The sequence below is a fragment of the Variovorax jilinensis genome (genome assembly GCF_030316885.1).
In the GTDB taxonomy this organism is placed as follows: Bacteria; Pseudomonadota; Gammaproteobacteria; order Burkholderiales; family Burkholderiaceae_C; genus Variovorax; species Variovorax jilinensis.
Genome location: NZ_JASZYQ010000001.1, coordinates 287505 through 300534 on the forward strand (window position 1 = coordinate 287505; position 13030 = coordinate 300534).

Here is a 13030-nt window from a genome sequence, read left to right on the forward strand (position 1 = left end):
AAGGGGCCTGCAAGCATAGAGTATGCCCCGCCTGCGTATCGCGGAGTGGACTTGCTTTCGGTCTGATAATGCTATTAAGTAACGATTTTCAGGGCTGACGATCCTGGCCGCAGTCCGACGAATTGCGGCTCGGATTTCGAGGCTCCTGTGCTTCCAAAAGCGCGAGCTGGCTGATGCGAATTGAATTTTCGAATTGGAGCTCAGTTATATATTTGCTCGTCTCACTGTTGTGGGAATTCTGAAGGAAATTAAGGTATCTAATCGCTCCCGATTCCATTTCCGGATAGAATTGATTGGAGCTTTGCAGGATTTTTGAGATGAGTGATGCTTGCCCCGTGAATGATCGTCGCCATCCAGCTTGTGACGAACTCATTGCCAAGGACTGGATCTCAGAGTTAATTCTTCCGGAGCCCGAGAAATGACTCGGGATCGAAAAGTTGCTCACGTACATGTCCAGCATATTTGATTTGAAGTTCACCGCATCTTCGGTCCAATAGTTTCCGGCCTTGACGGTGTCTACGAAGTCTCTGATGTGGGAGGCTGATGTAAATTCTTGGCGCGGGGCCTTGTATCCAGCCCTGCCCAATACGAGGGTCGGGCGCCCACAGGCGATGGCTTCAAAGCCAGCCGACGAATTTACAGTGATGAAGCAATCGTGACCGCCGATGGCATGCCGGATGTCTGCGCCTTTTGTATCGAAACCTATATTTGATTTCTCAGCGATCTTCTTGATCTCCGATGCTGAGCTTGCCAGCGGATGCGGGCGCAGTGTAATGTCGATCTCTGGCACTTGAAGCAGCGCTTCTGTGACCGTCTGGAAGTATTCTTGTTGACACGAAAAATTACTGAAAAGCACGTTATTGACGTCGTCGTCTTTTTGGCCGAGCACGCAAATTCGTGCCTTCCTGCTCCTTTTCAATCCTTCTCCATGAATTGATGCGTCAAATACGTCGGCTACGATATGATCTGAAGCCCATGCATTTCCCTTTGGGCATGGGCGCTTCAATTTTTCAGAATCGAGACTCGCTCTGAAGAGCGACAGGGGGCCGTAATTTTGTGGGTCAATTGTGGTCCGGCGACCGGAAACAGAACGCAGGTAACCTTGTTCCATGAAAAGAACATTTATCCCGCGTGCCGTCGCTAACCGGCGGGCGGTTTCGTTCATGTTCCAGATGTAGACAACATCGGGTTGAGCCAGATCGAAAATATCCTTGTAGAAACCAATCCACGCGAGCGAAGTCGAGCCTTTGAGAATACTTTCCCATTCCTCCGGCCAGTTTGAAGGCTGTGTATCCGAGATGCCTGCCCGATCCGGCGAGTAAGTCTGAATCTCTGGCGAGTACTTTTTTGCCAGTTCCGTCGAGCAAATGATCGAACAGGTCGCGAGGCCAGACTGCTGCAAGATGAATGCTTGCCGCAGAAAGTGCAAAAACGGAACTTCAAAATCAAGTCCACCGCTTCGACATGGGTACGGTTCGACGATAAACAGTACGCGTGGGCGGCGTGGCGCCCGAAAGGCATTTGAGAAGATCATTAAACGAACGCCGACAGAGCTTTCTGTGCGCCGAAACAATGAGTAACTGTTTCAGTTGATGCGGGGAACTCGGGGATGAGTGAGCGGTGAGCGTCTTCACGAAGACGTCTTTCGAACTAGCGGGTGATTATGGCAGTTCTGAGAGTTGGCGACGGCTGAGCGGGGTAGCTGCCGGAGGTGTCTCAAGCACGAAAGAGTTGTGTCTGCTTGACGTTGGGCAATGCATCGCGTAATCAGGGCCCCCGGTCGAAGCACTAAACTGGGGCGCTCAGACACTAAGGATATCTAGGTCATGGAAACATCGGTCGGCCTACTTCGGGCGAGTGCTCGCCGGGCCGCAAAGGCGTTGTGGTGGGTGGTAACCCCTTGGCGCGCTTCCGCGAGAGTACGGTTCCTGCGGAGACGGCGGCAGGACAAGGCTGCTGCTGACGCTCTGGAGTCTTTCGTCGCGCGTCAGCGTGACGGGTTGTCTGCTCCACAGGCCTGTACTCCTGCGGGACTCGGCCGCGCTCTTGATCCGTGGGATGTCGCCAGATTGCAGCAGGCGCTTGGCCCGTCTTGCGACGTGGTGCTATGGAAGCCGCAGTCGGCCGCTCTGGTCATTGACCGCCGAAGCGCAATGCGTTTCTGCATCGATTTCTTGCGCAGCGACGAGGCATGCCATTGGCGCTCCCGCGCGCCCCTATCCAGTCTCTCAGGCACAGGATTTGCGGCCTGGCTGGTCAGCGAAGATGCTCGTTACTTGGGACTCACGCAGGAGGGTCGGCAGCACGTTGAAGCACTCTTCTCGCAGGATGTGGAGGGCACTGCGCGCAGGGTCTTTATGGATGACCTGCGAATACGCAATCTCCTGCCCCACGGCTTGACCCCGGCCGGAAGTGCCGCCTTGTTTGAATGGTTCGTCCGGTTCGCCTTGCGCGACAGCGAGTTGTGCGCAGAGGAGGTCTGGTGGCTATTCATCAAAGCGGCGGAGACGCCGGCGCTTGAACTGGCTCGCGCTCACTCGTTCACGCCCGAATGGCAGCAGCGCTTTCCGGACGGCTTGACAGTGTTCGGTCGGGAGGAGTTTGCTCGCTGGTTCGTGCGGACCTATGGCGGCATGGGCGAGTGGATCGATCCCGCGACCTGGCCCGAATGGCAATCACCGCCAGTGCAGATCCGCCTCGCTTATCTTTCCAGAGCCGACTGGCAGCAGGCTCACCCTGAAGCACTCATCGACCAAAAACGAGCCGGTGATTTGCTCGACTGGCTGGCCGCGTCGCCAAGACCTTACGCTCTTGCGGTAAACGCTTGGCGCGCACGGTCAGACAGGGTCCGATTGACGTCAGATTTGGTCAAGGTCGGCGTGAATGTGATCGGCCATTTCTGCTATCCATCGGGATTGCGCGTCTCTGCGGAGTCCTTGGTCGAAGCGTTGTCGATGTCGCATGTGCCGACTTCGCTGAGAGACGTGCGGACGGACATTCGCGACGATCCGTTTCACGTGCAGTTCGACGGGCCCGAATGTCATCAAGTGACTTTGATCCATACCCAACCTACGCCATTTTTCAGCCAGGCCTATGCGCTGTCGGATCTACACGAGCGCTCCCCGCGAACTTACAGAATTGCGTATTGGTATTGGGAATTCGATTCCATTCCGGACTCGTGGCACGAGCAAGCGGCGAGCGTCGACGAGGTTTGGACCGCAACAGAGTTCATTGCAAGGGGATTGCGGGCTAAGCTGCGCGCGCCAGTTCGCACAATGTTTCCCGGGGTGCGTCTCGCCCCCTATCGCAAGAGAAGCAAGTCAGACTTCAACCTTCCCGAGAGTTCGTTCCTTTTCCTCTTCGCGTTTCACATGATGAGCGTCATGGAGCGAAAGAACCCGCTGGGACTTATCGAAGCCTTTAGACAGGCGTTTACCACTGACGAGCAAGTGACACTGGTATTGAAGACATCGTTCGGAGACCGGCATGCGGAAGAGTTTGCACGCCTACTTCAAGCCGCGTCTGACCTTAACGTCATCATCGTCAATGACGTCTACACGCCCGACGAAATGTTGTCGTTGATCGACGTGTGCGATGCCTATGTTTCGCTCCATCGCAGCGAGGGCCTGGGATTGACAATGGCCGAAGCAATGCTGTTAGGAAAGCCAGTGATTGCAACGAATTTTTCCGGAAACGTCGACTTCATGGACTCTGGCAACAGCTTGCTGGTGGACTACACGCTAGTCAAGGTCGGGCCAGACATGCCGCCATATTCCGCCGAGTCCGAATGGGCCGCGCCGTCGACCAACCATGCGGCGGAACTAATGCGTAAAGTATTCGACCATCAAGATTGGGCGCGAGCACTTGGTGTCGCAGCTCAGCGGGATGCAAACGATCGATTGGGCGTAAAGCGCGCCGGCATCAAGATGCATTCCCGCTTAAATGAGCTGAAGGATTCGCAGATGCTCCATCGCACGTTCAACTTTCCTGAATCAATTATTCCTGAGAAATAATTCTGCCATGCTCGAGATGGATGACCCGATTGCATTCTTTGGCAATGAGGGCCGGAGAATGAGAAGCGAGCACCAAAATTCCGGATTTCGCCACAACGTCCTTCATTCGTTGCTCCGCTTTTTCCGTAAACTCTGCGTCACCGACGGATAGCCATTCATCCATTAAAAGAATATCTGCCTGGATACTGGTCGAAATCGAAAAGGCTAAACGCATCAACATGCCGGTCGAGTATGTTCGAACGGGCATGTTGACGTATTCGCCGAGGCCGCTGAACTCGCAGATTTCGGGCGTTAACTGGTCGATTTGTTTCTTGCCCATGCCCATGACCAATCCACGAAGCATGATGTTTTCTATGCCCGTGGCGTCGACTTCGATCCCCAGGGATGGATCGATCAGGCTCGAAACCGTTCCTTCCCGAACGAATTCTCCGGAGGAGGGTTCGTAAACCCCGGCGAGGGCCCTGAGCAGGGTCGATTTGCCCGCGCCGTTATGACCCACCAGTCCCAAGCGATCCCCGCTTCGCAATTCCAGGTTGATATCGCTCAACGCTTGAACGACATTGACGCCGGTTTCCTTTCCAAAGCGGCCGCCGGTCACGGAGGCAGCGATAGTCTTCTTGAATGATGCTGCGCCAGCTCCATAGATCGGGAAATTCACCGATACATTTTTCAGGGAAATTAAAGCCATGATTTATTAGAGCCAGTAGACGACGCGGCGGCGATACTTTGCAAAAAGCAGGCATGAAGCCAGGATGCTCAGAGCCGTCCACCCAAAAATCCCCCACCAATTGTGAGCCTCGGCAACGCCGCCCATCAGCGGCGTCCTCAGAAGGTCGAGCATCTGTGCGAACGGATTCCACAGGACATATTTAGCGCGACCTGGCAGGCTGGATGGCAACCAGAATACCGGGGTGAGAAACATCAACATCTGCATGACGCTGGTTACGATCTGGGTCACGTCACGGAACCGCGTGCAAACCAGCCCCAGAACTAGCCCAAGCGCCTGCGCATTCACGAGTACCAGCAGGAATGCGGGAATGAAAAGAAGAGCCGACCACGACAAGGTTATGCCGGCCCATATGGCCACAGGGATATAAAGCACGATCTGGTGAGCAAACTGGATCAAGTTGCGTGCGATTGTTCTCCAAACAAAAAGGCTGATCGGGAAATAGCCTTGCTTTAGGTAGTTTGCAGAACCTATGAAGGCATTGCAGGATTCGGTGACCATGCTGGAGAAAAATCCCCAGAAGATGATGCCCAGCGCGAGATGCGGGAAAAACTTTGAGAGCTCGGTCCCGAACAAGGAACTGTAGAGCGGCCCCATACCGCCAATCATCGCGCCCATGCTCAGCGTCAGCCAGATCGGCCCTAGCATAGAGCGCCGGTAGCGCAGCACGATGTCGAACCAGGCCAGAGTCCACCAGATGTCTGTTCGTCGAGTGCCGTCCCACCAGTCGGTCCACGCGGTGCGGTGCAAGTTGGAATGTGCTTGGCTCATGACCGTCCGTACGTATCTGCCAGTCGCACAATATCGTCCTCGCCCAAATAGGAGCCGCACTGAACTTCGACTAGTACCAGTTCGTCTTCGCCAACATTTGTCAATCTATGTTTCTCTTTGAGCGGGATATAGCGGTATTGGCCAGGATAGGTGGGGTGTTCTGTGTCGCCGATCTGCACGAGGCCGGTCCCGCGAACGACAACCCAGTGCTCTGCTCGCTGATGGTGATACTGGAGCGAAAGTGATTGTCCCGGCTTGACGGTAATTCTTTTGACTTTATAGCCTTCTTCTTCCTTAAGCGACGCATAGGTGCCCCAGGGGCGATGGACGACGGCCGGCAAATGAGCTGCTTCGTGATTGCGCGACCTCAGTGAGTCGACGATCCGCTTGACGTCCTGTGCATTGTCCTTGTGCGCCACCAGCAGCGCATCTGGGGTGTCGACGATCACGAGGTCGTGTACGCCCAGCGTCGCCACAACCTTCGGGCCGTGACTTTCAACCTGGACGTGCGTGCCGGTGGTGTCGAACGCCACAACACTTGCGGGCATGGTGTTGCCGCTGGCGTCGGCATTGTGCGCCCGGGCCACCGAAGGCCACGATCCAACGTCGCTCCAACCGAACTTGGCCGGCACCACATGAACGTTATCGGCGCGCTCCATGACTGCATAGTCGATGCTGATGTCAGGTTGCAAGCCGAACGTGTGCAGATCGAACTGCACTGCGCCGTTCGTCGTTTGCGATGTGTCGATCGCCTGTCGGGCCGCGCGCAGCAGGCCCGGGGCATGCGCCTCAAAGGCCTCGACGATGGCATCCGCCGTAAAGCAGAACATCCCGCTGTTCCAGTAGTAGCGCCCCGTCGCGAGGTACTCCTGAGCTGTTTGCAGATCGGGCTTCTCAACGAAGCGCTTGGCCCTCTGGCTTTCGCGCGAAACATGCTCCACCTCGACGTAGCCAAAACCGGTGTCGGGGCTTGTGGGGCTGATGCCAAAGGTCACCAAGGCCCCATTGGCGGCCAGCCTGAATGCTTCGCTCGCGCTGGCAACGAAGGCGGCAACATCAGGCACCAGATGGTCGGACGACAGCACCAGCATGATCGTGTCGCCGCTGAACTGACGAATGCATTGCAGCGCCGCGAGCGCGATCGCTGGGGCGGTGTTGCGGCCCTTGGGTTCGAGCAGCAACGTGGCATCGGGCGGATCGACCATCTGGCGCAGCACGTCGAGGGTAAGAAACTGATGGTCCTTGTTGGTGACGATCATCAGGTCACCGGTGCCGCAGGCCTGCCCGCGCTCGATGGCCTGCTGGAGCAGGGTCGATTCGCCGACCTTCATGAAGGGCTTCGGAAAGGCCTGGCGCGACGCGGGCCACAGGCGGGATCCTGCGCCTCCCGAGAGCACAACTGAAAGCAAGCGCATTTTTTTCCTGATATCTGGACGGGCGATAATTTTACCGGTCCGACCCCGGCCCCTGTTCGGAGCCGCGGGCCGGGGTCCCGCCAATCATGCATTCCTTCCGCAACTGACGATCGATGTCCACCAAGCCCATCCTGCCGGCAGCCCATCAGCCGGAAGGCCCCAGACCGCGCAGTATCGATCGCGACAAGGCCCAGTTGCACCGCCAGGTCCGGCTCCTGACCGCCGAGGTGATCGGGCTCGAGGAGCAATTGCAGGCGCTGCGCCAGTCCACCAGCTGGCGCGTGTCCGCACCGCTGCGCTGGATGAGCCGGCAGCTGCAAGGGAAGGCCGCACGCAATCGGCCGCCGCCGAAGGCGCAGCGCCACTACGCCGAATGGGTCCGGCTTTATGACACAGCGGCCCCCGGCGGGCAGGGCCTGCAGGCGGCCGACGCATCTGGCACGCCTCCACGGGCATCCTTCGCGATCGTGTTGGCGCCACGCCCCGACCAAATGCAGGCGGCAGCCGCATCGATCGATGCGATCCGGGCTCAGGGCCATCCCGACTGGGAATTGCTGATCGTCGTCGAGCCCGCAGCGTTGGCCGATGCCGAGGGCTTGCGTGCCGAGGCCGGGCCCGTGCGAGATCGCGTCCAGCTGTGCGAATGCGCCGCGGGCGGGTCGAAGGCGGCGGCGTTCAACTGCGCGCTCGAACGCGTGCGCAGCGACTGGACCCTGTGGCTCGAGCCGGGCGATGTCCTGCCGCCATGGGCGCTCGGCCATTTCGCGGCCGAGGCCGCAGGCCGCGAGGAGGTCGGCATCCTCTATTGCGACCACGACCATTTGGATGAGTCGGGGCAACGCTGCGCTCCCCGATTCAAGCCCGACTGGAATCCGGACCTGTTCCATGCGCAGGACTACATTGCCGGGGCGGTTGCCTGGTCGACGTCGTTGCTGCGAGACGTCGGGGGGATGCGTGACGGCTTCGCAGACGCGACTTCCTACGACCTCCTGTTGAGGTGTGTCGAGCGCCTGCGCACGGCCCAGGTGCTCCGAGTTCCTCGCGTGCTGTGGCACAAGGCGGGCGCGAATGTCCCGGCGCGCCTGGATGACGAAGCATCGGCGCACGAAGCGCGCGCTCTCGCCCAACACCTGGATCGCTCTGGCATCACTGCCCAAGTGGCGCCAGGAGACGGCGTGCGCCGTCTGCGCTACGCGCTGCCCGCCGAGCCGCCGCTCGTCACGCTGATCATCCCGACCCGCAACGGGTTGTCACTGCTTCGGCAATGCGTCGAGAGCATCGTCGCGCTAACCACCTATCCCAACTACGAACTGCTGCTGGTCGACAACGGCTCGGACGAGCCCCAGGCCCTGGCCTATTTGGCCGCACTCGATGGCCAGCCGGGCATCACCGTGATTCGGGACGACCGGCCATTCAATTACTCGGCGCTCAACAACATGGCGGCCCGCCGGGCGCGGGGCACTGTGCTCGGGTTGATCAACAACGACATCGAACTGATCTCGCCCGACTGGCTCGAGGAGATGGTCTCGCTGGCGCTGCAGCCCGGTGTCGGCGCCGTAGGGGCCAAGCTGCTGTATCCGGACGGGACGGTCCAGCATGGTGGCGTCCTGCTGGGCGTCGGCGGCGCGACCGGAATCGCGGGCCATGCGAACAAGGACCTGCCCGCCGGCGAGCCGGGCTACATGCGGCGCAGCGTGTCGACCCAATCGTTCTCGGCAGTGACCGCCGCCTGCCTGATCGTGCGCAAAGCGCTCTACGAGCAGGTCGACGGGCTCGACGAAGTCGACCTGACGATCGCCTACAACGACGTCGATTTCTGCCTGAAACTGCGCGAGGCCGGCTACCGAAACGTCTGGACACCCTATGCCGAGCTGTTCCATCACGAATCCGCGACGCGAGGCTCCGATTTCTCCCCGGCCAAGCGCGAGCGCTTCGATCGAGAGCAGGAGCACATGCGATCTAAGTGGGGTCCGCTGATTGCCGACGATCCGGCCTACAACCCGAACCTGACCGTCTACGCCGAGGACTTCGGCCTCGCCTGGCCACCCCGCGTGCCGTGGATCTCGGGTGCCGCCCAGCCATGACCCTCCCCATCTCCGTAGCCCTCTGCACCCACAACGGCGCCCGTTATATCGCCGAACAGGTCCGCAGCATCTGCCTGCAAACCCTGCCGCCGACCGAGATCGTGCTGTCGGATGACGCCTCCACCGACGACGGCGTCCAGGTCGCCAAGGCCACCTTGGAGGCCTGCATGCAGGAAAAGCCAGGCCTGCACATCGCCTTCCGGTCCTTCCGCAACGACCCCGCGCTGCGGGTCACGAAGAACTTCGAGCAGGCCGTGCGCGCCTGCACCGGCGAGCTGATCGCCCTCAGCGACCAGGACGACGTCTGGCACCCGGAGCGCCTCGCGCGCATGCACGCCGAGTTCGCGCGCCGTCCGGACCTGCTGCTCCTGCACACCGACGCCCGCCTCGTCGACGGATCGCTCAAGCCGCTGGGCAACACCCTGTTCCATGCGCTCGAGGTCCAGCCCTTCGAACTGGACTGGCTCCATGGCGGCCGCGCCTTCGACGTCTTCCTGCGCCGCAACCTCGTGACCGGGGCGACCACGTTGTTCCGGCGATCGCTGCTCGAGCAGGCGCTCGACTTCCCCAGGGAATGGCTGCACGACGAATGGCTGGGCATCGTGGCTTCCGCGGTCGGCCGGGTCGATGCGCTGGAGGATCCGCTCATCGACTACCGCCAGCACGAGAGCAACCAGATCGGCGCGCGGCGCGATTCCTTCCTCGGCAAGGTCGGGAAGGCGCTGGCGTCGCGCGGCACCACGCATCACGAGCGGGCCCGCAAGGCCGAACTGCTGCTCGAACGGCTGCTGTCGCTCGGCGACCAGGTGTCGCCCGACACGATCCACAAGCTGCGCGACAAGATCGAGCACCAGCGCTTTCGGGCCGCGCTGCCGGCTTCGCGCGTCGCGCGCTGCCTGCCGGTGCTGCGCGAGGCCATGACCGGCCGCTACGACAAGTTCGGCCGCGGCGTGCGCGGTGTGGTGCGCGACCTGTTCGAGTCGGTCTGAGGGCCCGACAATCAACCCCCATAAGAACCACGAGCCACCCCGCCGCATGTCCGCCCCCGCACTCGACCCCACTTCCGCACCGAACAGGCCCTCGGTCGTGGTCGTCATTCCGTTCTACAACGGCGCCGACTTCATCGAACGCTCGGTCCGGAGCGTGTTCAACCAGACCGTGCCGGCCGACGAGGTGGTCGTCGTCAACGACGGCTCGCGCCCCGAGGAGCGCGAAGTGCTCGGCGCGCTGGCGCTGCGCTATCCGTTCCGCATCATCGACAAGGAGAACGGTGGCCAGGGCTCGGCGCGCAATGCGGGCGTGGCTGCCTCGACCGCGTCGTACATCTGCTTTCTCGACCAGGACGATTTCTACCTGCCGAACCACATCGAGCTGCTGGTCGACGCGATCCCGCGCGACGATGCGCGATTCGGCTTCGTCTATGCCGACCTCTACGAGGCCGACGTGGACGGCAACGTGGTGCGCACCGAACTGGTCAAGCAGCACTCGAAGGACCATCCCAAGACGAGCATCTTCGACATCCTGCGCCACGACATGTTCGTGCTGCCGTCGGCGACGCTCGTGAGCCGGGCCGCCTTCGACGCCGTGCAAGGCTTCGATGACCAGTTCATGGGCTTCGAGGACGACGACCTGTTCATGCGGATCTTTCGCAAGGGCTACAGCAACCACTACCTCGACCGCGCGGTGACGGTCTGGTGCATCCACACCGAGAGCACCTCCTTCGGCATCCGCATGATCCGCAGCCGCTACCGCTTCTTCAAGAAGCTGGCGGCCACCTATCCGGACGAGCCCAAGCGCAACCGCTACTACCTGCGCGACTACCTGATGCCGCGCTTCGGCAAGCTGTTCGTCGACCACGCGATCCAGGCGATCAAGCTCGACAACGAGTACCGCGAGGAGATGTTTGCCCACCTGGACGACTACGCGGGCATGGTGCTGGGCAATCCCTACGTGGGCTGGCGCGCCAAGACCAGGCTTCGGCTGACGCGCTTCCTGCTGGCCCACAGCTCGCCCGGCATGGTGCGCGCCATCGGCAATGCCACCAAGCTGCCGCTGTTCCGGGGCTTTCGCCGGCTCTACCGCACCGAAGCCTGAGCCGCCGCCTTGCGCAGCGCGGCGCGAAAGCGCCAGAAGGCCTTCGATCCCCACACCTTCAACAGGCTGGTGACGTGCCAGTAGAGGTGCCTGCGGCTGGTGCGGCTGGCGCGGCGCGCATCGTGGAGGGCCAGCAGGTCCTCTGCCACCTGCAGCTTCCAGCCCGCGAGCTGGGTTCGGGCGCAGATGTCGAAATCCTCGCCATACATGAAGTAGCGCTCGTCGAAGCCCCCGATCTCGCGGTAGGCCTGGCTGCGGAACATCATGAAGAGGCCCGGGATCCAGTGCGGTACCACCGGACGCACGTAGCCGGGCCGGCGCCGCACCAGGATCTCGTGCGGCGTGATGATGGCCCGATGCTGTTCGGGCTCGGCCTTGCCGGGCTCGAGGATGCGCGGCGTCAGGAGTCCGCTGTCGGGCCGCGCCTGCGCCACCAGATCGGCCAGGATGTCGCGGTCGAAGCGGATGTCGGGATTGAGCACCAGGAACCAGGGCGTGGCGCAGCGCGCAAAGGCCTGGTTGTGATTGGCGCCGAAGCCGAGGGGCCGGGCATTCTCGATCCGTTCGACCTCGAAACCCCAGTCCATGCCCGCGAGCAGGTCGGGCTCGGGGATGTTGAGGGTCAGCACCACCCGGGCGACCATGTCGCGGCTGAAGCGGTCGAGCTCCTCGATCAGCGGCCGTACCAGTTCGAGCTGGCCGTGGCTCACGATCGACACCGTGATGGAAGGAGAGGGCGGGGAGGGGGTCGTTGGCATGGTCTAATTTCGCACGGGAATTCTAGGGTTCCCGCCCCACACCCATGATTGCCCTGATCGTCATCAGCTTCCTCCTCTCCGCCGTCGCCGTGCAGCTGTTCATGCGCCGGGCCCGCCGCCATGCGCGGCGCTATGCCGCCGACATGCCGCAGCGCTTCCACAAGGGCCACGTGCCGCGGCTCGGTGGCGCCGGCATCTTCATCGGCATGGGCATCGCCTGGCTGGTGGCGGGCCTCGGCACCGACACGTTCAACGTCAACTGGCCCATGAAGGCCTCGGCGCTGGCCCTGATCTGCATCGCGCCCGCGGTGCTCGGCGGCATCGTCGAGGACGTGACGCAGCGCGTCTCGGTGCGCTACCGGCTCGGCCTCACGATCGGCTCGGCGCTGCTGCTGTGCTGGGTGCTCAACCTGGGCCTTTCTCGCGTCGGCATCCCGGTGGTCGACGGCTGGCTGCAGGCCATGCCCTATGCGGCAATGCTGTTCGCGGCGCTGGCCATCGGCGGCCTGCCGCATGCCTTCAACATCATCGACGGCTACAACGGCCTGGCCGGAACGGTGGCGGTGCTGGTCTGCCTCGCGATCTCTCACGTGGCGCTGCAGGTCGGCGACCGCCAGCTGGCTGCGATGGTGATCTGCCTGGTTGGCGCCACGCTGGGCTTCCTGATCTGGAACTACCCGCGCGGCAAGATCTTCGCCGGCGACGGCGGCGCCTACGTGTGGGGCATGGTGATCGCGGTAGCGGCCGTGACGCTGGTGCAGCGCCACCGCGTGGTGTCGCCGTGGTTCCCGATGCTGCTGCTGATCTACCCGGTGTGGGAGACGCTGTTCTCCATCTACCGCAAGCTGGCACGCGGGCAGTCGCCGGGCACCGCCGACGCGCTGCACTTCCACCAGCTGATCTTCCGCCGCATCGTGCGCGTGGCGTTTGCGGATGACGAGGCGCGGCAGCTGCTGGCGCGCAACAACCGGACCTCGCCCTACCTGTGGATCTTCGCTGCGCTGACCGTGGTGCCCGCGGTGCTGTTCTGGAACAACACGCCGGTGCTGATCGCCTTCTGCCTGCTGTTCGTGGCCACCTACGTGGCGGCCTACCTGATGATCGTGCGCTTCAAGGTGCCGCGCTGGCTGCGGCCCTGAAGCGCATGAAGCCGCCGTCATCGAGTTCC

Annotated in this window: 10 protein-coding genes; 5 read left to right on the forward strand and 5 right to left on the reverse strand. The window is 61.5% G+C overall.

What is annotated here, in order from left to right:
• Positions 1 to 88: 88 nt before the first annotated feature.
• The gene (locus QTH87_RS01445; RefSeq protein ID WP_286606274.1) at positions 89 to 1534 is read right to left on the reverse strand and encodes a capsular polysaccharide export protein, LipB/KpsS family; all 1446 of its coding nucleotides are present in this window, start codon (positions 1532 to 1534) and stop codon (positions 89 to 91) included.
• A 292-nt stretch (positions 1535 to 1826) separates the two neighbouring features.
• Between QTH87_RS01445 and QTH87_RS01450 the strand changes: the two genes are divergently transcribed.
• Positions 1827 to 4013, forward strand: a complete 2187-nt coding sequence (locus tag QTH87_RS01450) for a glycosyltransferase family 4 protein (protein ID WP_286606275.1) — start codon at positions 1827 to 1829, stop codon at positions 4011 to 4013.
• Here the strand turns inward: QTH87_RS01450 and QTH87_RS01455 are convergent.
• Genes QTH87_RS01455 through QTH87_RS01465 form a run of 3 tightly spaced genes read right to left on the reverse strand, consistent with a single transcriptional unit; the run spans position 3997 to position 6926 of the window.
• Positions 3997 to 4701: an ABC transporter ATP-binding protein gene (locus QTH87_RS01455; RefSeq protein ID WP_286606276.1), complete on the reverse strand. Its 705-nt coding sequence runs from the start codon at positions 4699 to 4701 to the stop codon at positions 3997 to 3999. The two genes, QTH87_RS01450 and QTH87_RS01455, sit on opposite strands and share 17 nt — an antisense overlap.
• 6 nt (positions 4702 to 4707) lie before the next feature.
• Positions 4708 to 5511, reverse strand: coding sequence for an ABC transporter permease (locus QTH87_RS01460; RefSeq protein WP_286606278.1), 804 nt, complete (start codon positions 5509 to 5511; stop codon positions 4708 to 4710).
• Positions 5508 to 6926, reverse strand: coding sequence for a mannose-1-phosphate guanylyltransferase/mannose-6-phosphate isomerase (locus QTH87_RS01465; RefSeq protein WP_286606280.1), 1419 nt, complete (start codon positions 6924 to 6926; stop codon positions 5508 to 5510). Before QTH87_RS01465 ends, QTH87_RS01460 begins: the two co-directional genes overlap by 4 nt.
• 113 nt (positions 6927 to 7039) lie before the next feature.
• Between QTH87_RS01465 and QTH87_RS01470 the strand changes: the two genes are divergently transcribed.
• The 3 genes from QTH87_RS01470 to QTH87_RS01480 are packed head-to-tail and all read left to right on the forward strand — an operon-like array spanning position 7040 to position 11104.
• Positions 7040 to 9010 (forward strand): glycosyltransferase family 2 protein, encoded by a 1971-nt coding sequence (locus QTH87_RS01470; protein WP_286606281.1) that lies wholly within the window; start codon positions 7040 to 7042, stop codon positions 9008 to 9010.
• Positions 9007 to 9999: a glycosyltransferase family 2 protein gene (locus tag QTH87_RS01475; RefSeq protein WP_286606283.1), complete on the forward strand. Its 993-nt coding sequence runs from the start codon at positions 9007 to 9009 to the stop codon at positions 9997 to 9999. The genes QTH87_RS01470 and QTH87_RS01475 overlap by 4 nt, the downstream gene beginning before the upstream one ends.
• A 46-nt stretch (positions 10000 to 10045) precedes the next feature.
• A complete protein-coding gene (locus QTH87_RS01480) occupies positions 10046 to 11104 on the forward strand; it encodes a glycosyltransferase family 2 protein (RefSeq protein WP_286606284.1) in 1059 nt (352 codons plus the stop codon).
• Here QTH87_RS01480 and QTH87_RS01485 read toward each other — a convergent pair.
• Positions 11086 to 11862 carry a glycosyltransferase family 2 protein gene (locus tag QTH87_RS01485; protein WP_286606285.1) on the reverse strand — a complete coding sequence of 259 codons (777 nt, stop codon included), beginning with the start codon at positions 11860 to 11862 and terminating at the stop codon, positions 11086 to 11088. The two genes, QTH87_RS01480 and QTH87_RS01485, sit on opposite strands and share 19 nt — an antisense overlap.
• Before the next feature lie 44 nt (positions 11863 to 11906).
• Here QTH87_RS01485 and QTH87_RS01490 point away from each other — a divergent pair, with 44 nt between their 5' ends.
• The gene (locus QTH87_RS01490) at positions 11907 to 13001 is read left to right on the forward strand and encodes a glycosyltransferase family 4 protein (RefSeq protein ID WP_286606286.1); all 1095 of its coding nucleotides are present in this window, start codon (positions 11907 to 11909) and stop codon (positions 12999 to 13001) included.
• Positions 13002 to 13030: the final 29 nt, after the last annotated feature.